This window comes from Sphingomonas arantia (genome assembly GCF_042682045.1).
GTDB lineage: Bacteria > Pseudomonadota > Alphaproteobacteria > Sphingomonadales > Sphingomonadaceae > Sphingomonas_R > Sphingomonas_R arantia.
This window is the reverse complement of sequence record NZ_JBHUGS010000005.1, coordinates 330,346-352,717: the sequence shown is the minus strand read 5'-3', so window position 1 is coordinate 352,717 and position 22,372 is coordinate 330,346. Positions and strand designations below refer to the sequence as shown.

Sequence of the window (22,372 nt, the reverse complement as noted above, 5' to 3'; positions counted from 1 at the left end):
GCCATCATCCCTTTTGCCACAGTCGGCTGATCCGGCCCTGCATGCCCCGAACGCGCGTCAGCAGCGTCCTGGCGGGGCGGTTCTGATGGGCCAGTCTTTCGGTCATCCGTTCCGCTCTACAAGGCAACCCGGTTTGCGGGTCAAGATAGCGGGGATAGAGTATCAGAACCCCCGCGACCAGTTCTACGATAGTCAATCGTCGTTCCCGACGCACGATTGGCGGCGCAAGGTCGCGCGTAAGTCCCCAGCCTGCAAAGAAAGGCTGTCCGTGAACGGTCACGTCGCGGCCGCGCAACAACGCCTCGAACCCGGCGAGCGAGGTGAGCACATGCACCCCGTCGACCTGATCGAGCAGCGTCGCCATCGATCCGCCGCGAACGACGCGGTCGGCGTGCAGCAGCGCCTGGTCGTCTGGCACCGCACCGCGGCGCAGGCCGGCATCGACATCGGGATGCGGGCGGTACCAGAGTTCGGCGTCGGGCTCGGCGGCGCGGGCGCGGACCAGCAGGTCGAAATTGCCGCGCACGTCGCCGCCGCCCAGCCGGACCGACAGATCGTCCTCAACCTGGCCGGTCACCAGCACGCGGCGGCGGGGGTCGGACGGTCGTTCCTCGGCCTCGTCCTGGCGACCTGCGCCATATTTACCGATGCCGTGATCGACGACATAGTCGATCAGCGCGCAGGCGCGGTCGAGCAACGCGTCGTCGAACTGCGTGTCGGCGAGCAGCGATTCGAGGTCCGACGGGCGCGACGGGTCGTAATGGATGCCCTGCATGTCGAGCGCGACGGACAGCGGCGGCACGCAGGCGGCGCCGAGCCCGACGGAGCGGATGAAGCCGTCTTCCACCATGCAGACCGGCACACCGGCGGCCACGGCGGTGTCGGTCAGGCCGGGCGGGCTGCGCGACGGCCAGGTGGCGATGGCACCGCCGGTGCGTTTCGCGATCCGCACCGCGGTGGCGGCCGACCGGACGAAGGGCAGCGGCCGGTGGCTGCCCGACCAGAGGAAGCGTTCGATCTCGCGGCGTTTCCAGCGTGCCATCCCGGTCGCGACCGCGATCCCGCGATTGGCATCGATCGCGCGGCGCCAGTCGGCCAGCATCGCGACCGCGTCGATCGCCTCCGCCGCGCCACCGGTCATCGGATCGCGGTAGACGGTCGCGGCGACCATGTCGGCGAAGACCCGGTCGGCGATCGTCGGCGCGCGCCGGGGGGAGGCGGGCGCGAATCGGCCGGGTGACCGCACGCTGACCTGCGCGCCGGCGATCTGCGCGAGCAGCACGAGTTCGTCGTCGCCGTGCGCGATGACCCGCACGTCGGGGCGCAGCAGCGGCCAGGGATCGACGTCGCCGATCATGCTGGCGATCCCGTCCTTGCGCAGGCGACGCTGCGCCCGGTGCGCCCAGCTTTCCTTCGGCAGAAGTGCCACGACCTGGTCGGCCGGACCAGCGTCCAGCGCCTCGGTCGCCAGTTTTTGCGCGTCGTCGGCCGACCGCGGGCGCAGCACGGTGGCGGGACCGTCGGGCACCGGCGGCGTCGCCCCCCAGAAGGTGCCGCCGACCCGCGCGGTGCGGATCGCAGCGATCAGCGCATCGGTGTCGGCCCGGTCGGCGGTGACGCTCTCCGGACGGCGGTCGACGCGGATCGCGCTGACGCTCGCCACCTGCGGCCGGATCCCCGGAAAGGGTGGCGCGCGCAGGACGGGCAGCGACGATAACATGCGAAACGGGCTTCCTGACGTTTTCGGCTCCGACGAGCCAGTGTTGAGAGCTACGGTCGCCGCAGCCTGCGATCGAGTTACGTACGGTTATGACGGAGCGGATCGCATGAAACCTTGATAGGTTGCATCGCCGTCCCGCAACGGGTCAGGCGGCGGGATCGGCCGGGCGTTTGCGGCCGACGTCGCGCCAGGGTTGGCCGATGACGCGCTTCAGCCGGTCGCGCGCGGCCCACATCAGCGGCACGCGCCGTTCGGCGAGACCGGGGCGGCCGAGCAGGTCGAACCCGGTCCAAGGTAGATACGGATTGCGACGGCCATAGGCCCAGATCTCGACGCGGATCGAGGGACGCAGCGATGGGCCGCGGGCGTGGAAGCCGTGTGTGTCCGCCACGACCAAAGTGTTCGCCGGCACGCCGAACAGCTGGACCGGCGGCAGGCCGAGCGCGGGCAGTTCGTCCGCCTTGATCCGGAACGAGCCGCGCGACGACAACCGGTCGCCGCCGGACGTTACGCGCTGGCTCATCGCCTTTTCCCACGCCAGCCGCGCGGGCGTGTCGCGGTGCGATCCGGGGACATAGGCGAACGGTCCCTCGTCCTCCGCCACGTCGGTCAGGAAGAGCCACGCCTTCACGGTGGCGTGGAAGGTGTCGGCGTGCAGGTTGGTCTGCGGATCGGGTTCCGCGTCGTTCACCTGCGCAAGGATCGTCTGGATATAGGTGACCGGTTCGGCGTCCGTGCTGCCGACATAGCGCAGCAGCCCGCGCCAGGCCGGATCGGCGAGCAGTGCGCGGGCTGCCGGGATGGCCGCAAGCGCCTCGGGGTCGAGCGCGATGCGGCGGGTGATCGTGTCGCCCTGCACCATCTCGCGCGTCGGGCCGGCAAAGCCGAGCGCCTGATCGCGAAGCTGCGCGAACAGGGCAGGCGGCAGGAAATCGCGTTTCAGCACGAAGCCGTCGCGATCGAACGCCGCGCGGTCCTCCGCCGATAGCAGGTGCGCCAGCCGCTTGCGGCGCCGCGTCGCCATCGCCGCGGCGGCCCGGATGCGCAGGACGTGAAGACCGCGAGCGTTCAACGCCGGCGATCCGATCAGCGGATTGTCGCCGAACGACTTCGCGCCGGTGAACAGCTGGATCGCCCACCAGGGCGCGAGCAAATAGCGGGCGGCTTTCATGGTTTCGGCGCTATCCCTGCGCGACGTGGGGCGCAACCTTCCAAAGTCAGCCTCGCGACGTTAGATGCACTACAACGACGGCCCGTCCGTCCCGTATCCGTCCCGTAGGAGCAGCTTGTGGCCGACCAATATGACCTTATCGTCCTGGGTTCCGGCCCCGGTGGCTATGTCGCCGCGATCCGCGGTGCGCAGCTGGGGCTGAAGGTCGCCATCGTCGAGCGCGAACGGCTCGGTGGGATCTGCCTCAACTGGGGCTGCATCCCGACCAAGGCGCTGCTCCGCACGTCCGAAATCTACCACTATATGCAGAATGCCGGCTCCTACGGCCTGTCCGCGGAAAATGTCGCGTTCGACCTGGCCAAGGTCGTCGAGCGCAGCCGCAAGGTGGCCGGGCAGCTGAACGCAGGCGTGAAGGGCCTGATGAAGAAGAACAAGATCGCGGTCGTCGAGGGCGTCGGCACGATCACCGCACCGGGCAAGCTCACCGTGAAGCGCGGCGACGAGACGGTCGAGCTGGTCGCCAAGGACATCATCGTCGCGACCGGCGCGCGCGCCCGCGACCTGCCGTTTGCCAAGGCCGACGGGGAGCGGATCTGGACCTACCGCCACGCCATGACTCCGACCGTGCTGCCGACCAAGCTGCTCGTCATCGGTTCGGGCGCGATCGGGGTGGAATTCGCCAGCTTCTACAGCGACATGGGCGTCGATGTTACGATCGTGGAGATGCTCGACCGCATCCTGCCGGTCGAGGATGCCGACGTGTCCGACTTCATGCTGAAGGCGCTGACCAAGCAGAAGATGACGATCCTGACGAACTCGGGCGTGTCGAAAATCGAGTCGTCCGCCGACGGGATCAAGGCGACCGTCAAGGTGAACGGCACCGACGAGGTCCGCGACTACAGCCACGTGATCGTCGCGATCGGCATTGTGCCCAATACTGAGACTATCGGGCTGGAGGCGCTGGGTGTCACGACCGCGAAGGGCGGCAATATCGAAACCGACCCTTACGGCCGCACGAACGTCGCGGGCATCTGGGCGATCGGCGACGTGACGGGTGCGCCGTGGCTGGCGCACAAGGCGAGCCACGAGGGCGTGATCGCGGCCGAAGCGATCGCGGGCTATGCCGGCGTGCATCCGATGGACAAGTCGAACATCCCGGGCTGCACCTACAGCCGGCCGCAGGTCGCGTCGGTGGGCTTTACCGAAGCCAAGGCGAAGGAGCTCGGCCACGAGGTGAAGGTCGGCAAGTTCCCCTTCATCGGCAACGGCAAGGCGATCGCGCTGGGCGAGGCCGAGGGTTTCGTGAAGACGGTGTTCGACGCGAAGACCGGCGAGCTGCTCGGCGCGCACATGATCGGCGCGGAAGTGACCGAGCTGATCCAGGGCTATGTCGTCGCGCGCCAGCTGGAGACGACCGAGACCGAGCTGATGCAGACCGTGTTCGCCCACCCGACGCTGAGCGAAATGATGCACGAGAGCGTGCTCGGCGCCTACGGTCGGGCGATCCATTTCTAGGGTGGACGCGCACGCGCTGCCCCGTTCGCCGGGGTCGCGGGCGGTGACGCTGCCGGTGCGACTGCTTCTGGTACTGGCGCTGTGGCTCGTCGCCGCCGCGATCGGTTTCGCGGTGGAGGCGGGCGGCCTGCGTCAGTTCGATGCCGCAGTGCTGCTGGGCCTGGCAGGGCCGGCGCGGGCGGCGGGGTGGCCGGTGGCGGTGCTGCTGTTCGCGACCGTCGCAGGGTCGGCGGCGGTCCGGTTGCCCGTCGCGGTCGCGGTCGGCGTCGTGCTGGCGTGGCGCCGCGACTGGACCGGGGCGGCCGTGCTGGCCGCCACCACGATCGGCGTGCTGGTTGGCAATGCCTGGCTGAAACAGATCGTGGGGCGCGCGCGGCCGGACATCCTGAACCATCTTGCGGTCGAAACGTCGCTCAGCTTTCCGAGCGGTCATGCCTCGAATGCGTCGGCGGTGTTCCTGTGCATCGGCTGGCTGCTCGTCCGGCACGGCATGCGGGCGAGGCTGGTGTGGCCGATCGCGATCGTCTTCGTGCTGCTCGTTGGCGTGTCGCGAGTCGTGCTCGGCGTCCACTGGCCAAGCGACGTCATCGCCGGCTGGTGCGTGGGGACGGGCTGGATGCTGCTCTGCACGGCGTTCGCCAGGCCCCGTCCGGTCGGGCCGGCGGTGCGGACGCTCTAGCCGCGACGGGATACGGTCATGGGTCGTGCCGCCGCACGGTCCAGCCGGGCGTCGTCGTCTGCGGCCATCCGGCAAAGGCGCCCGATCCCATGGCCGCGATCCCCTCGGTGATGAAGGGTCCCAGTTCGTGCATCTGCGGCTTGTGCGCGCGATCGGCCATTTCGACGAGAACGGCGGGTCCGGCGGCCGCATCGAGCAGCGCCGCCGACTGTTCGGCCGGCACGATCGTATCCTCCCGCCCGTGGATCAGCAGGAGCGGCACGCGCAGGCGACGGACCGCGGCGAGATTGTCCCACCGATCGACGACGAACGCGCGCGTCGCCCACGGCGCCGCCGCCGACAGCCGGGTAAAGGGTGACAGCGCGACGACCCCCGCCGCGCCCTCGTCCGCCGCCGCCTCGATCGCGACGGCGGCGCCCAGCGAGTGGCCGACGAACCAGAGCCGGGCCCGTGGTCCCTTCAGGCGGCGGGCTTCGGTCGCGAACGCATGGGCGGTCGCGCGCATCGACGTTTCGCTCGGCCGGCCCGGATTGCCGGCGAAACCGGGATAGGAGGCGACCAGCACCGAATCGCCGTGGCCGACCAGATATTCGGCATATTTCGCGCCGACGCCCTGGCTTGCGCGCCGGCCGTGGAAGAACACGACGATGTCGGGATCGGTCCGCTCGCCCGGCCAGTAGAAACCCTGCAGCGATCCGGTGCCGGGCAGGGCGACGCGCACCTCCTGCGGTGCGGACCTTGTGAAGTTGCCGATGGTTACGGGGGTGTCGGGGGCGAGATAGATCTTGTCGCGGATCAGATCGGAACAGCCGCCGAGGCACGCCGATCCGAGCAGCAGGGCGAGGAGGGCGGCGCGCATGGTATCGCAGATAGGGCGGGACGTTCGAACGTCCACCCTGATGCGCTGTCCGCCGCTCGACCATCCGGAATGATGGAAGGACGATCGAGGGCATGAGCGCATCGCAGGAGGGCAAAGGCGGCGGCAAGCTCGTGCTGTACGCCGCACTTGCCGCCAATCTCGGTATCGCGGTCGCCAAGTTCGTCGCGGCCGGGATCACCGGGTCGTCGGCGATGCTGACCGAGGGGTTCCACTCGGTCGTCGACTCGGCGAATCAGGTTCTGCTGCTCTACGGCCGCAAACGGTCCGAACAGCCGGCGGACGACCTGCATCCGCTGGGTTACGGGCGCGAGCTGTATTTCTGGTCGTTCGTCGTCGCGATCCTGATCTTCGCGGTGGGCGCGGGCTTTTCGATCTACGAAGGTGTCGTGCATCTGTCCGCGCCGGAGGAGATGCGCGATCCGACGATCAACTATGTCGTGCTCGCGGTGTCGCTGGCGCTGGAAGGGAGCAGCTGGTTCGTCGCGCGGCGCGAGTTCGTCGCGGCGAAGGGCGATCTGACCTGGTGGCAGGCGGTGCGGCGGTCGAAGGACCCGACAACCTTCATCGTGTTGTTCGAGGACAGCGCCGCGATCGTGGGCCTGCTGCTCGCCGGGCTCGGCGTCGCGATCAGCCATGCGACCGGCGACGCGCGCTGGGACGGGGTGGCCTCGATCCTGATCGGCGTGGTGCTGGGGATCGTCGCGGTGGTGCTGGCGCGCGAATCGAAGGACCTGCTGATCGGCGAGCGGGCCGACCCCGCGCTGACCGCGGCGGTGCGCGCGTCGGTCGACGGCCGTTCGGAGGTCGTGCGCGTGGTGAAGGTGACGACGGTCCACCTGGCGCCGGAGATCGTATTCCTCGGCATGGACGTCGATTTCGTCGATGCGGTCCCGGTCGGGCGCGTCGAGGCGCTGATCGCGGAGGTGGAGACGGACCTGCGCCACGACTGGTCGGTGCTGGCGGCGATCTACATCAAGCCGGTGTCGTCCTGACCGCGAGCAGGGCGGGCGCCAAAAGGTTCCCGCCCGTTGACCCGTCCGGCCCCGCGCGGTATAGCGCGCGGCGATCCGAACCGGGTCGGGTGCGGTTTCGTGCTCGGTTTATCCGGATCAGCTTGAACATTGCCGATGTGTGTAGGGCTTCGGAACGGTCGTGATGACCGCCGGGGCCTTCGTGCATTCCCGCACGAACAGGCACGGTAAAGTAACTTTAAAAGGTGAAGGGCTTCATGCCAACGATCAACCAGCTCGTGCGCCACGGACGCGTTCTCCAGAAGGAGAAGTCGAAGGTCCCGGCAATGGAAAAGAACCCGCAGAAGCGCGGTGTCTGCACCCGTGTCTATACGACGACTCCGAAGAAGCCGAACTCGGCGCTGCGCAAGGTTGCGAAGGTCCGCCTGACCAACAGCCGCGAAGTCATCAGCTACATCCCGGGCGAAGGCCACAACCTGCAGGAGCACAGCGTCGTGCTGATCCGCGGCGGGCGTGTGCGCGATCTTCCCGGCGTGCGCTACCATGTCCTGCGCGGCGTGCTCGACACACAGGGTGTGAAGAACCGCAAGCAGTCCCGCTCCAAGTACGGCGCCAAGCGTCCGAAGTAAGCCGATCGCCTTATGCCCCGGCACACCGCCGGGGCGCATGTTCGATCTCCCAGGCTGAAGTTAAAAGGAAAAATTGATGGCACGTCGTCGTCGTCCCGAGAAGCGCATCATCCTCCCCGATCCCAAGTTCGGTGACGTGATCCTCTCGAAGTTCATGAATTCCGTCATGTATGACGGCAAGAAGTCGACCGCAGAGGGCATCGTCTATTCGGCGCTCGAAACCGTCGAGACCCGCGCCAAGCGCGAGCCGCTCGCCGTGTTCCACGATGCGCTGGTCAACATCGCACCGGGCATCGAAGTCCGTTCGCGTCGCGTCGGTGGTGCCACCTACCAGGTGCCCGTCGAAGTGCCGCCGGAACGGTCGCAGGCTCTGGCGATCCGCTGGCTGATCTCGGCCGCGCGCGCGCGCAGCGAGAACACGATGTCGGGCCGCCTGTCGGGCGAACTGCTCGATGCCGCCAACAACCGCGGCAACGCGGTGAAGAAGCGCGAAGACACGCACCGCATGGCGGAAGCGAACCGCGCCTTCTCGCACTACCGCTGGTAAAAGAGCGGCCGGGCAGGGGGGTGTCGTCCATCGCGGCGACATGCTCCTGACCCACGCGCCCCGGCCCGCCGGCAACGGCGGCCGGGACTCGAAAGCGTCACGGTTCCTACTTATATCGTCTGTGCGAGGGGCCTCGGGCTCCGAACCCCGACATCGGAGATACCATCATGGCCCGCAGCCATCCGCTCGACAAGTATCGCAACATCGGCATCATGGCGCACATCGACGCCGGCAAGACGACGACGACCGAACGCATCCTGTATTATACCGGCAAGTCCTACAAGATCGGCGAAGTGCATGAAGGCACCGCGACGATGGATTGGATGGAGCAGGAGCAGGAGCGCGGGATCACGATCACGTCGGCTGCCACGACCTGCTTCTGGAACGACCACCGCATCAACATCATCGACACCCCCGGGCACGTCGACTTCACGATCGAAGTCGAGCGTTCGCTGCGCGTGCTCGATGGCGCGGTCGCGTGCTTCGACGGCGTTGCCGGTGTGGAGCCGCAGTCCGAGACGGTGTGGCGCCAGGCGGAGAAGTACAAGGTTCCGCGCATGTGCTTCATCAACAAGCTGGACCGTACCGGTGCGTCGTTCGAGCGTTGCGTCGACATGATCAAGGACCGCCTCGGTGCGCGTCCGGCCGTGCTCTACTTGCCGATCGGCATCGAGGGCGGCTTCAAGGGGCTGGTCGATCTGGTCGAGAACCGTGCGATCATCTGGCTCGAAGAGTCGCTGGGCGCGAAGTTCGAATATCAGGACATCCCGGCCGACCTGGTCGATGCCGCTGCCACCGCTCGTTCCGAGCTGATCGAGATGGCGGTCGAGCAGGACGACGAGCTCATGACCGCGTATCTGGAAGGCACCGAGCCGACCACCGCGCAGCTGAAGGCGCTGATCCGCAAGGGCACGCTGAACTTCTCGTTCGTGCCGGTCCTGTGCGGTTCCGCCTTCAAGAACAAGGGCGTCCAGCCCCTGCTCGACGGCGTGGTCGACTATCTGCCGAGCCCGCTCGACATTCCCCCGGTCGAAGGCCTGAAGCTCGACGGCGTCACGGTCGAGACGCGTCCGCCGGCCGATGATGCCCCCTTCGCCGCGCTGGCGTTCAAGATCATGAACGATCCGTTCGTCGGCACCCTGACTTTCGCCCGCATCTATTCGGGCAAGCTCGACACGGCCACGGTCGTGATGAACTCGGTCAAGGACAAGAAGGAAAAGGTTGGCCGCATGCTGCTGATGCATGCCAACGACCGCGAGGACATCCAGGTGGCCTATGCCGGCGACATCGTCGCACTGGCGGGCCTCAAGGACACCACGACGGGCGAGACGCTGTGTTCGCTGAGCGCGCCGATCATCCTGGAGCGGATGGAATTCCCCGAGCCCGTGATCGAGCTTTCGGTGGAGCCGAAGACCAAGGCCGACCAGGAGAAGATGGGCGTCGCGCTCAATCGCCTGGCGCGCGAAGATCCGTCGTTCCGCGTGTCTTCGGACAACGAGAGCGGCCAGACCATCATCAAGGGGATGGGCGAGCTCCACCTCGAGATCCTGGTCGATCGCATGAAGCGCGAGTTTAAGGTCGAGGCGAACATCGGTGCGCCGCAGGTGGCCTATCGCGAGTCGCTCGCGAAGAAGGTTGACGTCGACTACACCCACAAGAAGCAGTCGGGCGGCTCCGGCCAGTTCGGCCGCATCAAGTTCACGGTGGAGCCGGGCGAGCGCGGCCAGGGCGTGATCTTCAAAGACGAGGTGAAGGGCGGCAACGTCCCGAAGGAATATATCCCCTCGGTCGAGAAGGGTATCCGCGAGATCGCGGCGACCGGATCGCTGATCGGTTTCCCGATCATCGATTTCACCGCGACGCTGTATGACGGTGCCTACCATGACGTCGACTCCAGCGCGCTGGCGTTCGAAATCACGGGCCGGGCCGGCATGCGCGAAGCGGCCGTCAAGTCGGGCATCAAGCTGCTCGAGCCGATCATGAAGGTCGAGGTCGTCACTCCGGAGGATTATCTGGGCGACGTCATCGGCGACATGAACAGCCGCCGCGGTCAGATCCAGGGCACCGACAGCCGGGGCAACGCTCAGGTCGTCGAGGCGATGGTGCCGCTGGCGAACATGTTCGGTTATGTGAACCAGCTCCGCTCGTTCACGCAGGGCCGGGCACAGTACAGCATGCAGTTCTCGCATTATGACGAAGTTCCCTCGAACGTCGCCGAAGAGCTGAAGGCTAAGCTGGCTTAAGCCGAAAAACATCGCTAAGGGCGCGTCCACGGCGGGTGGGCGCGCCCCGGAAATGAGCCAAGGGCAAGCGCCCGACATCAAACGTAAGAAGGTAGGACATCATGGCGAAAGCTAAGTTCGAGCGGACCAAGCCGCACTGCAATATCGGCACCATCGGTCACGTCGACCACGGTAAGACCTCGCTGACCGCAGCGATCACCAAGGTGCTGGCCGAGACCGGCGGCGCCACCTTCACCAGCTACGACAATATCGACAAGGCGCCGGAAGAGCGCGAGCGCGGCATCACCATCTCGACCGCCCACGTCGAGTATGAGACGCAGGCTCGTCACTACGCGCACGTCGATTGCCCGGGCCACGCCGATTATGTGAAGAACATGATCACCGGTGCGGCGCAGATGGACGGCGGCATTCTCGTCGTCTCCGCAACCGACGGCCCGATGCCGCAGACCCGCGAGCACATCCTGCTCGCACGCCAGGTCGGCGTGCCGCAGCTCGTCGTGTTCATGAACAAGGTCGATCTGGTTGACGACGCCGAGATCCTCGAGCTCGTCGAGCTGGAAATCCGCGAGCTGCTGTCGTCCTACGACTTCGACGGCGACAACATCCCCGTCATCCCGGGTTCGGCCGTCTGCGCGCTCAACGGCACCAACGAAGAGATCGGCCGCTCGGCCGTCCTCAAGCTGATGGAAGCCGTCGACACGTTCATCCCGCAGCCGGAGCGTCCGCTGGACCGTCCGTTCCTGATGCCGATCGAGGACGTTTTCTCGATCTCGGGTCGCGGTACGGTCGTCACCGGCCGCGTCGAGACCGGCATCGTCAAGGTCGGCGAGGAAGTCGAGATCGTCGGCATCAAGGACACCCGCAAGACCACGGTCACGGGCGTTGAGATGTTCCGCAAGCTGCTCGACTCCGGTCAGGCCGGCGACAACATCGGCGCGCTGGTTCGTGGCGTTGGTCGTGAAGAGGTCGAGCGCGGCCAGGTGCTCTGCAAGCCCGGCTCGATCAAGCCGCACACCGAGTTCACCTCGGAAGTCTACGTGCTGTCGAAGGAAGAGGGTGGCCGTCACACGCCGTTCTTCGCCAACTACCGCCCGCAGTTCTACTTCCGCACCACGGACGTCACCGGTGAAGTCGTGCTCCCCGAGGGCACCGAGATGGTGATGCCGGGCGACAACGTGCAGCTCAGCGTCAAGCTGATCGCACCGATCGCCATGGAAGAGGGCCTGCGCTTCTCGATCCGTGAAGGTGGCCGCACCGTCGGTGCAGGGGTTGTCGCTTCGATCACGAAGTAATATAGACTGCCTCAACGAGCCGGCCGGCTCCCCCGCATAGGGGAGTCGGCCGGTTCGCGTTTAATGGAAGCCCCGTCCGTTCCGGCAGGAACGTGGCACGTGGGCAGGCTCTTTCGCATCGGTAGGGACATGGACACCAATATCCGCATTCGCCTCAAGGCGTTCGATCACCGCGTGCTCGATCAGGCGACCGGCGAAATCGCCGACACCGCCCGTCGCACCGGCGCACTCATCCGGGGTCCGATCCCGCTTCCGACGCACATCGACAAGTTCACGGTCAACCGTGGCCCGCACGTCGACAAGAAGTCGCGCGAGCAGTTCGAGGTCCGGACCTACAAGCGTCTCCTCGACATCGTGCAGCCGACCCCGCAGACGGTCGACGCACTGATGAAGCTCGATCTTGCCGCAGGTGTTGATGTCGAGATCAAACTCGCCTAAGGCATGCGCATCGCAGCGGGGTGATTCACCCCGCTGTCGCTTTTTCATGATCGATTCGTCGATCGTGGTGGAAGAGCAGGGATACCGACCGGCTTGCCGGTGACCGAGTCCCCGTCTTCTGTGATACCGGTTTGCCGGCGGATCAGGACAGCAGCCCGGACGGGGGCATAATCGGTACGACCAGGGTGGGCTCCGTGCAGCAGCGCGGGGCTTTTTTCGTAATCACGCTCCCGCGCAGTCGGGAGCCTCTGAAGGGAAGGACAAGATCATGCGCAGTGGCGTGATCGCGAAGAAGATGGGCATGACCCGCCTGTTCCAGGACGACGGCCGGCATGTGCCCGTGACCGTGCTGAGCCTGGAAGGCGCGCAGGTCATCTCGCACCGCGAAGCCGACCGCGACGGCTACACCGCAGTCCAGATGGGCGCGGGCACCGCGAAGGCGAAGAATGTGGCAAAGCCGCAGCGTGGCCATTACGGCAAGGCTGAAGTCGAGCCCAAGGCGTATGTCGCCGAATTCCGCGTCGACGCGGACAGCCTCCTCGAAGTGGGCGCGGAAATCTCCGCCGACCATTTCGCCGTTGGCCAGCTGGTCGACATCGCCGGCCGTACGCAGGGCAAGGGCTTTGCCGGCGGCATGAAGCGCTGGAACTTCGGTGGTCTGCGCGCAACCCACGGTGTGTCCGTCTCCCACCGTTCGCTCGGTTCGACCGGTCAGCGCCAGGATCCGGGTAAGGTCTTCAAGAACAAGAAGATGGCCGGTCACATGGGTGACAAGCGCCGGACCCAGCAGAACCTCGAGATCGTCCAGACGGACGTCGAGCGTGGCCTGATCTTCGTGAAGGGCTCCGTGCCCGGCTCGAAGGGCGGCTGGCTGCTGGTCAAGGACGCGGTCAAGGTTTCGGCGCATGCCGACTCGCCCACGCCGGGTTCGGTGAAGGCCAAGGCCTCGACCACGAACATTCAGCAGACCGAGGCTCCGGCCGAAGCACCTGCGACCACCACTGATGGCCAGGAGGGCTGATCATGAAGGTTCAGATCTCATCGCTCGGCGAAGCCGGCGGGGACATCGATCTCGCCGACGACGTCTTCGGGCTCGATCCGCGCGCCGACATCCTGCACCGCGTCGTGACGTGGCAGCTGGAAAAGCGCCGGGGCACGGCACGTGGCGCGCGCGAGCGTTCCGACGTTGCCCGCACCGGCAAGAAGTTCGGTCGCCAGAAGGGCGGCGGTACAGCTCGTCACGGCGATCGTCGCGCTCCGATCTTCATCGGTGGTGGTAAGGCGCACGGCCCGCGGGTCCGCGACTTCAATCCGTCGCTGAACAAGAAGGTTCGTTCGCTCGGCCTGCGCATGGCGCTTTCGTCGAAGGCGAAGGACGGCAAGCTGATCGTCATGGACACGCTGTCCCTGGAGAACGCCAAGACCAAGACGCTGGCGGCATCGCTGTCGGAACTCGGTTTCGGCCGGACCACGCTCGTGATCGACGGCGACATGGTGGAGCAGAGCTTCGCAATGGCGAGCGGCAACCTGCGGTCGATCAACGTGATGCCCGCCATGGGCGCCAATGTTTACGACATTCTGAAGCACGACACGCTGGTCCTGACCCGCGCGGCCGTCGAAAAGCTGGAGGCGCGGTTCAATGGCTAAGCAAGCCGCCAAGTCGGTCGAGGATCGTCACTACGACGTCGTCCTCGCGCCGCACATCACCGAGAAGACGACCCTGCTCTCCGAGCATAACGCGGTCGTGTTCAAGGTCGCGACCAGTGCGACGAAGCCTGAAATCAAGGCTGCCGTCGAAGCACTGTTCTCGGTCACCGTGACGGGCGTCAACACGATGCTGGTCAAGGGCAAGACCAAGAAGTGGAAGGGTAAGGACTATACCCGTTCCGACATGAAGAAGGCGATCGTGACGCTGGCCGCCGGCCAGACCATCGACGTCACCACCGGGATCTGAGGGCGATATGGCACTCAAGCATTATAACCCGACGAGCCCGGCCCGCCGCGGCCTGATCCTCGTCGACAAGTCGTCGCTCTGGAAGGGGAAGCCCGTCAAGGCGCTGACCGAAGGCAAGAGCAAGTCCGGTGGGCGTAACAATCAGGGCCATGCGACGGCACGCGGCATCGCGGGCGGTCACAAGCAGTCCTATCGCCATATCGATTTCAAGCGTCGGAAGTGGGACCAGCCCGCGACCGTCGAGCGCCTGGAATATGATCCGAACCGCTCGGCGTTCATCGCCCTCGTCAACTACGAGGACGGCGAACAGTCCTATGTGATCGCGCCGCAGCGCCTGGCACCGGGTGACGTCATCGTCGCCGCCAAGCGTACCGACGTGAAGCCGGGCAACGCCATGGAAATCGGCCAGGCTCCGGTCGGCACCATCGTCCACAATGTGGAGATGAAGCCGGGCAAGGGTGGCCAGATCGCTCGCGCCGCCGGCACCTATGTGCAGGTTGTCGGTCGCGACAAGGGCATGGTGATGGTTCGCCTCAACTCGGGCGAGCAGCGCTATATCCGGTCCGACTGCATGGCCACTGTCGGTGCCGTGTCCAACCCGGACAACGGCAACACCAACCTTGCAAAGGCCGGCCGCAACCGCTGGCTGGGCAAGCGTCCGCTGACCCGCGGCGTCGCCAAGAACCCGGTCGACCATCCGCATGGCGGTGGTGAAGGCCGGACATCGGGCGGTCGTCACCCGGTCACCCCGTGGGGCAAGCCGACCAAGGGTGCACGCACCCGGTCGAACAAGTCCACGGACAAGATGATCATCCGTTCGCGTCACGCGAAGAAGAAGAGGTAATCATGGCCCGCTCCGTATGGAAAGGTCCGTTCGTCGATCTCCACCTTCTGCGGAAGGCCGAGGCGGCGTCAGACGGCGGCACCCGTGGTGCCATCAAGACGTGGTCGCGTCGTTCGACGATCCTGCCGCAGTTCGTGGGGCTGACTTTCAGCGTCTACAACGGCCGCAAGTTCGTGCCGGTTTCGGTGAACGAGGACATGGTCGGCATGAAGCTCGGTGAGTTTGCGCCCACGCGCTACTTCCCCGGTCATGCCGCGGACAAGAAGGGCAAGCGCTGATGTCGAAGTCCGTTAGCCCGCGCCGCGTCGGCGAAAAGGAGGCCCTTGCGGTCGCCACCTCCGTTCGCGGTTCGCCGCAGAAGCTTAACCTCGTGGCGGCACTCATCCGCAACCGCAAGGCCAGCGACGCGCTCAACATCCTCCAGTTCTCCACCAAGGCGATGGCCGTCGATGTGCGCAAGTGCCTCGCGTCCGCGATCGCCAACGCGGAAAACAATCACAATCTCGACGTGGACGCCCTCGTCGTGAAGGAAGCATCGGTCGGCAAGGGCCTGGTCATGAAGCGGTTCGCCACGCGCGCCCGCGGTCGTTCGACCCAGATCATCAAGCCGTTCTCGCGCGTCCGGATCGTCGTGCGCGAGCAGGAGGCCGAATAATGGGTCAGAAATCCAACCCGATCGGGATGCGGTTGCAGATCAACCGTACCTGGGACAGCCGCTGGTACGCCGAAGGCGCCGACTATGGTCGTCTGCTGCTCGAGGATCTGAAGATCCGCAAGCACATCATGACCTCGCTGCCGCAGGCCGCGATTTCCAAGGTCGTGATCGAGCGTCCCGCCAAGCTCGCGCGCATCTCCATCTATGCGGCGCGCCCCGGGGTGATCATCGGCAAGAAGGGTGCGGACATCGAAAAGCTGCGCCGGACGCTCGGCAAGATGACCACCAGCGACGTGTCGCTGAACATCGTCGAGATCCGCAAGCCCGAGATCGACTCGAAGCTCGTGGCGCAGGGCGTCGCCGATCAGCTCGAGCGCCGCATTGCGTTCCGTCGTGCCATGAAGCGTGCGGTCCAGTCCGCGCTGCGTCTCGGCGCCGAGGGGATCCGGATCACCTGCGCTGGCCGTCTGGGCGGCGCGGAAATCGCGCGGACCGAATGGTACCGCGAGGGCCGGGTGCCGTTGCACACGCTGCGCGCGAACGTCGATTATGCCGAGGCCGAAGCCCACACCGCCTATGGCGTGTGCGGTGTGAAGGTCTGGATCTTCAAGGGTGAGATCCTTGGTCATGATCCGCTCGCGCAGGACCGCCTCATGATGGAAGCACAGACCTCGGGGGTTCGTCCGGCACGCTGAACATGAGGGGGTGGCGCCCCGCGCGATAATCGCGTAGGGCCGCGCCTCCCCTCATCCAGTTGGCCTGATCGACCGTCGTTACGGTGTCAGAAGGTACAAGACATGCTGCAACCAAAGCGCACGAAATTCCGCAAGGCCTTCAAGGGCCGGATCCATGGCGACGCCAAGGGTGGAACGTCGCTCAACTTCGGTGCCTTCGGCCTCAAGGCCATGGAGCCCGACCGGATCACCGCACGCCAGATCGAGGCAGCCCGCCGCGCGATCACGCGCCACATCAAGCGCCAGGGGCGTTTGTGGATCCGCATCTTCCCGGACGTGCCGGTCTCGTCGAAGCCTGCCGAAGTCCGCATGGGCTCGGGCAAGGGTTCGCCTGAATTCTGGGCCGCCCGCGTGAAGCCGGGTCGCATCCTGTTCGAGCTTGACGGTGTCCCCGGTCCGATCGCCCGCGTCGCTTTCGAGCGTGCGATGGAGAAGCTGCCCATCAAGACCAAGGTCGTTGCCCGTCTGGGCGAGTCCGTCCACGAGGCCGAGTGACATGGCGAAGATTGAAGACATGAAGTCCGCTACGGACGACCAGCTGTCGACGCAGCTCACCGAGCTGAAGCGGGAACAGTTCAACCTGCGCTTCCAGGCTGCCACCAACCAGCTGGAAAAGCCCAGCCGGGTTCGTGTGGTCCGCCGGACGATCGCGCAGATCAAGACCCTCCAGACCGAGCGTAACCGCTCGGCTGCCAAGTAAGGAGCGCCAGCCATGCCGAAGCGCGTGCTGACCGGAACGGTGGTCTCCGATAAGACCGACAAGACGATCGTGGTCTCGGTCGAACGCAAGGTGAAGCACCCTGTGTACGGCAAGATCATGCGTCGTTCGAAGAAGTATCATGCGCATGACGAGACGAACACGTTCCGCGAAGGCGAGACGGTTCGGATCGAAGAGTGCGCACCGATTTCCAAACTGAAGACGTGGAAGGTGCTCGACCGTGTCGATGTCCATGCCACGCCCGTCGCAGCCGCCTGAAGGAGGACTGACACATGATCCAGATGCAGTCCAATCTCGACGTTGCGGATAACAGCGGTGCCAAGCGCGTCCAGTGCATCAAGGTGCTGGGTGGCTCGAAGCGTCGTTTCGCGACGGTCGGCGACATCATCGTCGTATCGATCAAGGAAGCCGCACCCCGCGGCAAGGTTAAGAAGGGCGACGTTCACCGTGCGGTGATCGTGCGGACCGCAAAGGACATTCATCGTCCCGACGGTTCCACGATCCGCTTCGACGGCAACGCCGCGGTCCTGGTCAACAAGAACGAGGAGCCGATCGGCACCCGTATCTTCGGCCCGGTGGTCCGCGAGTTGCGTGCGAAGAACCACATGAAGATCATCTCGCTCGCCCCCGAGGTGCTGTGATGAGCGGAATGAAGGTCAAGAAGGGCGACAAGGTCGTCATCCTGTCCGGCAAGGACAAGGGCAAGCATGGTGAGATCACCAAGGCGATGCCCAAGGATTCGAAGGTGATCGTCGCCGGCGTCAACATCGCCACGCGTCATCGCAAGCCGACGCAGGGGCAGCCCGAGGGCGGTCTCGATCGGTTCGAAGCGCCGCTGCACGTGTCGAAGGTTGCGCTGGAGGATCCCAAGACGGGCAAGCCCACGCGCGTCCGGTTCGAGATGCACGACGGCAAGAAGGTCCGCGTGGCCGTGAAGTCCGGGGAGAAGATCGGTGGCTGAAGCCAATAGCGAGCGTTATACGCCGCGCCTCAAGGCGGACTACGAAGCCCGCATCGTCAAGGCGATGACCGAAAAGTTCGGTTACACCAACGCGATGCAGGTTCCCCGGTTGAGCAAGATCGTGCTCAACATGGGCGTCGGCGAAGCCACGCAGGACAAGAAGAAGGTCGAGAAGGCCGCGGTCGAAATGACCAAGATTGCCGGCCAGAAGGCCGTCGTCACCAAAGCCAAGAAGTCGATCGCCCAGTTCAAGCTGCGCGAGCACATGCCGATCGGTTGCAAGGTCACCCTGCGCCGCGAGCGGATGTACGAGTTCCTCGACCGGTTTGTCACGATCGCGCTCCCGCGCGTCCGCGATTTCCGTGGCCTGTCCGACAAGTCGTTCGACGGTCGTGGCAACTATGCCACCGGCCTGAAGGAACAGCTTATCTTCCCGGAGATCAGCTACGACGAGGTCGACCAGGTCCGCGGCATGGACGTGATCATCGCGACCACCGCCAACACCGATGACGAGGCGCGCGAGTTGCTCCGTCTGTTCGGTTTCCCGTTCCCGCAGCCGGTCGCGCCGGTTGAAGAGAAGAAGGCCGCTTAAGAGCGTGCCGACCGTAGGAAAGAGAACTTAAGTCATGGCGAAACTGAGTTCGATCAACAAGAACGAGCGTCGCAAGAAGCTCGTGAAGCAGTATGCCGGCAAGTATGCCGCACTGAAGGCGATCGCAAACGACGAAGGCAATGATGAGTCCGAGCGGCTCATCGCACGGCTGCGGATGGCCGAAATCCCGCGCAATGCGAACCCCACCCGGGTGCGCAATCGCTGCGAGATGACCGGCCGCCCGCGTGCCTATTATCGCAAGTTCCGTCTCTCTCGCATCACCCTGCGTGATCTTGCCAACAAGGGCATGATTCCGGGTGTTACGAAGTCGAGCTGGTAAGGACCCCCTATGTCTTTGACCGATCCCGTGGGCGACCTGCTCACCCGCATCCGCAACGGCCAGCGCGCGCGCAAGGATAGCGTGGTTTCCCCCGCATCCAAGCTGCGTGCCCGTGTGCTCGATGTCCTTCAGCGCGAAGGCTATATCCGCGGCTATTCCAGCGAACCGGTCGCCGGCCATGACGGCCTGCGTATCGAGCTGAAGTATTTCGAGGGCCAGCCGGCGATCCAGCATGTCGCCCGCGTCTCCAAGCCCGGCCGCCGCGTCTATTCGGGGAGCCAGGAGCTTCCCCGGATCCGCAACGGCCTGGGCATCACCATCGTTTCGACGCCAAAGGGTGTTCTGTCCGACGCGGAAGCGCGCGACCAGAATGTCGGCGGCGAAGTCCTCGCGGAGGTCTTCTGATGAGCCGCATCGGTAAAAAGCCGGTTCCGATGCCTGCGGGCGTCGAAGCTAAGATTGAGGGCAAGCTGCTTTCGGTGAAGGGTCCCAAGGGCACGCTCACCATGCCGTTGCAGGATGAAGTGACCTATTCGGTCGAGGACGGCGGCGTGCAGGTCATGCCGGCGAACGAGACGAAGCGGGCGCGGTCCTTCTGGGGCATGCAGCGCACGATGGTCCAGAACCTCGTCACCGGCGTGACCGACGGCTTCACCAAGAAGCTGCTGATCACGGGCGTCGGCTACCGTGCCAATCTTCAGGGCAAAACCCTGAAGCTGCAGCTCGGCTACAGCCACGACGTGAACTACGAGATTCCCGAGGGGATCACGATCGCGACGCCGGACCAGACGACGATCAACATCACCGGTAACGACAAGCAGAAGGTCGGACAGGTCGCGGCCGAGATCCGCCGCTGGCGCAAGCCCGAGCCCTACAAGGGCAAGGGCATCAAGTATGCCGGCGAGTTCATCTTCCGCAAGGAAGGGAAGAAGAAGTAATGGCCAAGCTGTCTCTCTTTGCAAAGCGGCGCCAGCGCGTTCGCACGGCACTGCGTGCCAAGGGCGGGGCCCGTCCCCGTCTCTCGATCCACCGTTCGGGGCGTCACATCTACGCTCAGGTGATCGACGATGCGCAGGGCCGGACCGTGGCGTCCGCCTCCTCGCTGGACAAGGACGTGCGCGGCACGACCGGCGCGACTGCGGAAGCAGCCGCGAACGTCGGCAAGCGCGTAGCCGAGCGGGCTTCGGCGGCGGGCGTGACCCGCGTCGTGTTCGATCGCGGTGGCTTCCTGTTCCACGGGCGCGTCAAGGCGCTCGCCGATGCGGCCCGCGAAGGCGGATTGGAGTTCTAAATGGCTGACGAAATCCAGAACCAGGCGGCCCCCGAGGGCACGCCGGCACCGACCGAGCAGCCCCGCGGCGACAATCGTGGTCCGGGCGGCCCCGGTCGTGGCGGTCCCGGCGGCGGTCGCGGCGGTCCCGGTGGTGGTGCCGGCCGTGGTGGCCCCGGTGGCAATCGCAGCGGTCCCGGTGGCCAGCGTGGCGGCCGTGACGGCAACAATCGCGGTCGTCGCGACGGCCAGCGTGGCGGGAGCGACGATGGCGGCGAGGAGCTGATCGAGAAGCTCGTCCACATCAACCGCGTGTCGAAGACGGTCAAGGGCGGTAAGCGCTTCGGCTTCGCTGCGCTGGTCGTGGTCGGCGACGGCAAGGGTCGGGTTGGCTTCGGTCACGGCAAGGCACGCGAAGTGCCGGAAGCGATCACGAAGGCGACCGCCGCTGCCAAGAAGGCAATGGTCCGCGTTCCGCTGCGCGAAGGTCGCACGCTTCACCATGATGGCCGCGGTCATTTCGGTGCGGGCCTCGTGTACCTTCGCTCGGCACCTCCGGGCACCGGCATCATCGCGGGTGGCCCGATGCGCGCCATCTTCGAAAGCCTGGGCGTCGCCGACGTGGTGACCAAGTCGACCGGCACGAGCAATCCCTACAACATGATCCGCGCAACGTTCGAAGCGTTGACGGAACAGACCAGTCCGAAGTCGGTGGCTCAACGCCGCGGCAAGAAGATCGCCGACCTGCTGGGTCGTGGCGGTGCTTCCGCCGAGGTTGCCGAAGCCGACGCGGCTGCGATCGCGGAGTAAGCGACATGGCAACCATCAAGGTCACCCAGACCGGATCCCCCATCCGCCGCGAACCCAGCCAGCGTGCCACGCTGGTCGGGCTCGGCCTGAACAAGATGCACAAGACCAGCGAGTTGGAGGACACACCTTCGATCCGCGGCATGATCCGCAAGGTCGCGCACATGGTGAAGGTCGAGGGCTGAACCCTTCGATCTCTTGCGAGGACCGAAAGGCCGCTCCATCCGAAAGGGTGGGGCGGCCTTCCTCTTTTGGGCCGAGCGGGTTCGGGCATCGGCCGCCTGAGTCTTCGTTCCGTCATGCGGCAGGGCCACTGTGAAGGCATGGGCCGCAGCGGAACTCTGACGTGGCGGGCGGCCTCGACCGTGCCAATCGCAACCGCGGTTGCGGTCCTCTGCGCAACCTCCGGGATCGCTGCACCTATGGCGGGCGGTCGCGCCGGGATCGACTGGCTGACTTTCGCCATGGGCTGTCTTGGTGGTCTCGCACTGTTCCTGTACGGCGTCGACATCCTCGCGACGGCGCTGAAGGAGGCGAGCGGCGGGCGGTTCCAGTCGCTGCTCGAACGATCGGTGTCGAACCGCTTTTCGGCTCTGGGCGTCGGTACGGTCGCAACCGTGGCGCTCGACTCGTCGTCGGTGGTCATCATCCTGGTCATCACGATCGTCGACGCCGGGCTGATCCCATTCGGGTCTGCGTTGCCGGTGATCCTGGGCAGCAATACCGGCACGACCTTTTCGAGCCAGTTGTTCGCCTGGGACGTCGACAAGTTCGCGCCGGTGCTGATCGCGGCGGCGCTGCTGTGGAAGATGATCGGCAAGTCGGACACCGCGACGCGCTACAGTCGTATTCCGCTCGGGCTTGGCCTCGTCCTGTTCGGACTGAACATCATCGGCACCGCGGCCGAGCCACTGCGCGAGAGCCAGGCGATCCTCGACGCACTCAAGCAGCTCGAGAACCCGTGGCTCGGTGTCCTGGCGGGCGCGTTCGCCACGATCGCGATCCAGTCCTCTTCGGCGATGATGGGAATCGTCATCACGCTGACGGGTGGCGGGCTGATCACGCTACCGGCCGGGCTGGCGATCATGCTGGGGGCCGAGATCGGGACCTGTGCCGATACGCTGCTCGCCACGGTCGGCCGGTCGCGGTCGGCGGTGAAGGCGGGGATCTTCCACCTGTTGTTCAACATCCTGTCCGTGGCGGTCGGCGTGATGCTGATCGATGGCCTGGCATGGTTCGGATCGGTGACGGCATCCGACACGGGGCAGCAGATCGCGAACGCGCATGTCCTTTTCAACGTCGTGGGGGCGCTCGCCGTGCTGCCGTTCGTCGGGGCCGCCGCGCGACTGCTCGACCGGATTGTGCCGGAGCGGGCAGGGAAGGCCGACGCGGAGGTCGAGCAACCGGCCTGA

Annotated in this window: 31 protein-coding genes; 28 read left to right on the top strand and 3 right to left on the bottom strand. The window is 65.7% G+C overall.

Annotated features, from left to right (window positions below; translation table 11 throughout):
* Positions 1–4 precede the first annotated feature (4 nt).
* Both ACFSGX_RS16755 and ACFSGX_RS16750 read right to left on the bottom strand, forming a co-directional pair.
* Complete coding sequence (locus ACFSGX_RS16755; RefSeq protein WP_380931441.1) at positions 5–1,720, bottom strand: capsular polysaccharide export protein, LipB/KpsS family; 1,716 nt, start codon at positions 1,718–1,720, stop codon at positions 5–7.
* 145 nt (positions 1,721–1,865) lie between these two features.
* Positions 1,866–2,891 carry a phytanoyl-CoA dioxygenase family protein gene (locus ACFSGX_RS16750; RefSeq protein ID WP_380931440.1) on the bottom strand — a complete coding sequence of 342 codons (1,026 nt, stop codon included), beginning with the start codon at positions 2,889–2,891 and terminating at the stop codon, positions 1,866–1,868.
* A gap of 117 nt (positions 2,892–3,008) precedes the next feature.
* Here ACFSGX_RS16750 and lpdA point away from each other — a divergent pair, with 117 nt between their 5' ends.
* Entirely contained in the window at positions 3,009–4,406 is a 1,398-nt protein-coding gene (gene lpdA, locus ACFSGX_RS16745; protein ID WP_380931439.1) for a dihydrolipoyl dehydrogenase, read from the top strand.
* Between the two features lies 1 nt (position 4,407).
* Positions 4,408–5,085, top strand: coding sequence for a phosphatase PAP2 family protein (locus ACFSGX_RS16740; RefSeq protein WP_380931438.1), 678 nt, complete (start codon positions 4,408–4,410; stop codon positions 5,083–5,085).
* Between the two features lie 16 nt (positions 5,086–5,101).
* Here ACFSGX_RS16740 and ACFSGX_RS16735 read toward each other — a convergent pair whose 3' ends face one another.
* On the bottom strand, positions 5,102–5,944 hold the full coding sequence (locus tag ACFSGX_RS16735) for an alpha/beta hydrolase (protein WP_380931437.1): 843 nt from the start codon (positions 5,942–5,944) through the stop codon (positions 5,102–5,104).
* A gap of 92 nt (positions 5,945–6,036) precedes the next feature.
* On the opposite strand from ACFSGX_RS16735, the gene ACFSGX_RS16730 reads away from it, so the two are divergent.
* From ACFSGX_RS16730 to ACFSGX_RS16605, 26 genes are all read left to right on the top strand, one after another.
* A complete protein-coding gene (locus tag ACFSGX_RS16730) occupies positions 6,037–6,957 on the top strand; it encodes a cation diffusion facilitator family transporter (RefSeq protein WP_380931436.1) in 921 nt (306 codons plus the stop codon).
* Positions 6,958–7,193: 236 nt separating this feature from the next.
* Positions 7,194–7,565 (top strand): 30S ribosomal protein S12, encoded by a 372-nt coding sequence (rpsL, locus tag ACFSGX_RS16725; RefSeq protein WP_076072968.1) that lies wholly within the window; start codon positions 7,194–7,196, stop codon positions 7,563–7,565.
* 76 nt (positions 7,566–7,641) lie between these two features.
* Positions 7,642–8,112, top strand: coding sequence for a 30S ribosomal protein S7 (gene rpsG / locus ACFSGX_RS16720; protein ID WP_157175986.1), 471 nt, complete (start codon positions 7,642–7,644; stop codon positions 8,110–8,112).
* A gap of 167 nt (positions 8,113–8,279) precedes the next feature.
* Complete coding sequence (gene fusA, locus ACFSGX_RS16715) at positions 8,280–10,355, top strand: elongation factor G (RefSeq protein WP_380931435.1); 2,076 nt, start codon at positions 8,280–8,282, stop codon at positions 10,353–10,355.
* A 101-nt stretch (positions 10,356–10,456) separates the two neighbouring features.
* Complete coding sequence (gene tuf, locus ACFSGX_RS16710) at positions 10,457–11,647, top strand: elongation factor Tu (protein WP_076072672.1); 1,191 nt, start codon at positions 10,457–10,459, stop codon at positions 11,645–11,647.
* Positions 11,648–11,776: 129 nt separating this feature from the next.
* Complete coding sequence (gene rpsJ / locus ACFSGX_RS16705) at positions 11,777–12,085, top strand: 30S ribosomal protein S10 (protein WP_076072670.1); 309 nt, start codon at positions 11,777–11,779, stop codon at positions 12,083–12,085.
* 268 nt (positions 12,086–12,353) lie between these two features.
* Positions 12,354–13,106 carry a 50S ribosomal protein L3 gene (rplC, locus tag ACFSGX_RS16700; protein ID WP_380931434.1) on the top strand — a complete coding sequence of 251 codons (753 nt, stop codon included), beginning with the start codon at positions 12,354–12,356 and terminating at the stop codon, positions 13,104–13,106.
* A 2-nt stretch (positions 13,107–13,108) separates the two neighbouring features.
* Positions 13,109–13,732 carry a 50S ribosomal protein L4 gene (rplD, locus tag ACFSGX_RS16695; protein WP_380931433.1) on the top strand — a complete coding sequence of 208 codons (624 nt, stop codon included), beginning with the start codon at positions 13,109–13,111 and terminating at the stop codon, positions 13,730–13,732.
* Complete coding sequence (locus ACFSGX_RS16690; protein ID WP_157175982.1) at positions 13,725–14,039, top strand: 50S ribosomal protein L23; 315 nt, start codon at positions 13,725–13,727, stop codon at positions 14,037–14,039. The genes rplD and ACFSGX_RS16690 overlap by 8 nt, the downstream gene beginning before the upstream one ends.
* A gap of 7 nt (positions 14,040–14,046) precedes the next feature.
* Complete coding sequence (gene rplB, locus ACFSGX_RS16685; protein ID WP_076072664.1) at positions 14,047–14,883, top strand: 50S ribosomal protein L2; 837 nt, start codon at positions 14,047–14,049, stop codon at positions 14,881–14,883.
* Between the two features lie 2 nt (positions 14,884–14,885).
* Positions 14,886–15,161 (top strand): 30S ribosomal protein S19, encoded by a 276-nt coding sequence (gene rpsS / locus ACFSGX_RS16680; protein ID WP_076072662.1) that lies wholly within the window; start codon positions 14,886–14,888, stop codon positions 15,159–15,161.
* Positions 15,161–15,538 carry a 50S ribosomal protein L22 gene (rplV, locus tag ACFSGX_RS16675; protein ID WP_076072661.1) on the top strand — a complete coding sequence of 126 codons (378 nt, stop codon included), beginning with the start codon at positions 15,161–15,163 and terminating at the stop codon, positions 15,536–15,538. Before rpsS ends, rplV begins: the two co-directional genes overlap by 1 nt.
* Positions 15,538–16,233: a 30S ribosomal protein S3 gene (rpsC, locus tag ACFSGX_RS16670; protein ID WP_076072659.1), complete on the top strand. Its 696-nt coding sequence runs from the start codon at positions 15,538–15,540 to the stop codon at positions 16,231–16,233. Before rplV ends, rpsC begins: the two co-directional genes overlap by 1 nt.
* Positions 16,234–16,335: 102 nt before the next feature.
* Complete coding sequence (gene rplP, locus ACFSGX_RS16665; RefSeq protein WP_076072657.1) at positions 16,336–16,767, top strand: 50S ribosomal protein L16; 432 nt, start codon at positions 16,336–16,338, stop codon at positions 16,765–16,767.
* Position 16,768: 1 nt separating this feature from the next.
* The gene (gene rpmC, locus ACFSGX_RS16660) at positions 16,769–16,972 is read left to right on the top strand and encodes a 50S ribosomal protein L29 (protein WP_157175981.1); all 204 of its coding nucleotides are present in this window, start codon (positions 16,769–16,771) and stop codon (positions 16,970–16,972) included.
* 12 nt (positions 16,973–16,984) lie between these two features.
* Complete coding sequence (rpsQ, locus tag ACFSGX_RS16655; RefSeq protein ID WP_157175980.1) at positions 16,985–17,248, top strand: 30S ribosomal protein S17; 264 nt, start codon at positions 16,985–16,987, stop codon at positions 17,246–17,248.
* A 14-nt stretch (positions 17,249–17,262) separates the two neighbouring features.
* Entirely contained in the window at positions 17,263–17,631 is a 369-nt protein-coding gene (rplN, locus tag ACFSGX_RS16650) for a 50S ribosomal protein L14 (protein WP_076072653.1), read from the top strand.
* Positions 17,631–17,951 carry a 50S ribosomal protein L24 gene (gene rplX, locus ACFSGX_RS16645; RefSeq protein WP_076072652.1) on the top strand — a complete coding sequence of 107 codons (321 nt, stop codon included), beginning with the start codon at positions 17,631–17,633 and terminating at the stop codon, positions 17,949–17,951. Before rplN ends, rplX begins: the two co-directional genes overlap by 1 nt.
* Positions 17,944–18,543: a 50S ribosomal protein L5 gene (gene rplE / locus ACFSGX_RS16640; RefSeq protein ID WP_380931432.1), complete on the top strand. Its 600-nt coding sequence runs from the start codon at positions 17,944–17,946 to the stop codon at positions 18,541–18,543. The genes rplX and rplE overlap by 8 nt, the downstream gene beginning before the upstream one ends.
* A gap of 34 nt (positions 18,544–18,577) precedes the next feature.
* Positions 18,578–18,883, top strand: coding sequence for a 30S ribosomal protein S14 (gene rpsN / locus ACFSGX_RS16635; protein WP_076072650.1), 306 nt, complete (start codon positions 18,578–18,580; stop codon positions 18,881–18,883).
* Positions 18,884–18,892: 9 nt separating this feature from the next.
* Entirely contained in the window at positions 18,893–19,288 is a 396-nt protein-coding gene (gene rpsH, locus ACFSGX_RS16630; RefSeq protein ID WP_076072649.1) for a 30S ribosomal protein S8, read from the top strand.
* Positions 19,288–19,821 (top strand): 50S ribosomal protein L6, encoded by a 534-nt coding sequence (gene rplF / locus ACFSGX_RS16625; protein ID WP_380931431.1) that lies wholly within the window; start codon positions 19,288–19,290, stop codon positions 19,819–19,821. The genes rpsH and rplF overlap by 1 nt, the downstream gene beginning before the upstream one ends.
* On the top strand, positions 19,821–20,174 hold the full coding sequence (gene rplR / locus ACFSGX_RS16620) for a 50S ribosomal protein L18 (protein ID WP_157175978.1): 354 nt from the start codon (positions 19,821–19,823) through the stop codon (positions 20,172–20,174). Before rplF ends, rplR begins: the two co-directional genes overlap by 1 nt.
* On the top strand, positions 20,175–20,963 hold the full coding sequence (rpsE, locus tag ACFSGX_RS16615) for a 30S ribosomal protein S5 (RefSeq protein ID WP_380931430.1): 789 nt from the start codon (positions 20,175–20,177) through the stop codon (positions 20,961–20,963). It abuts the gene before it with no gap.
* Positions 20,964–20,968: 5 nt separating this feature from the next.
* The gene (gene rpmD, locus ACFSGX_RS16610; RefSeq protein ID WP_380931429.1) at positions 20,969–21,145 is read left to right on the top strand and encodes a 50S ribosomal protein L30; all 177 of its coding nucleotides are present in this window, start codon (positions 20,969–20,971) and stop codon (positions 21,143–21,145) included.
* A gap of 237 nt (positions 21,146–21,382) precedes the next feature.
* Complete coding sequence (locus ACFSGX_RS16605; protein ID WP_380931428.1) at positions 21,383–22,372, top strand: Na/Pi cotransporter family protein; 990 nt, start codon at positions 21,383–21,385, stop codon at positions 22,370–22,372.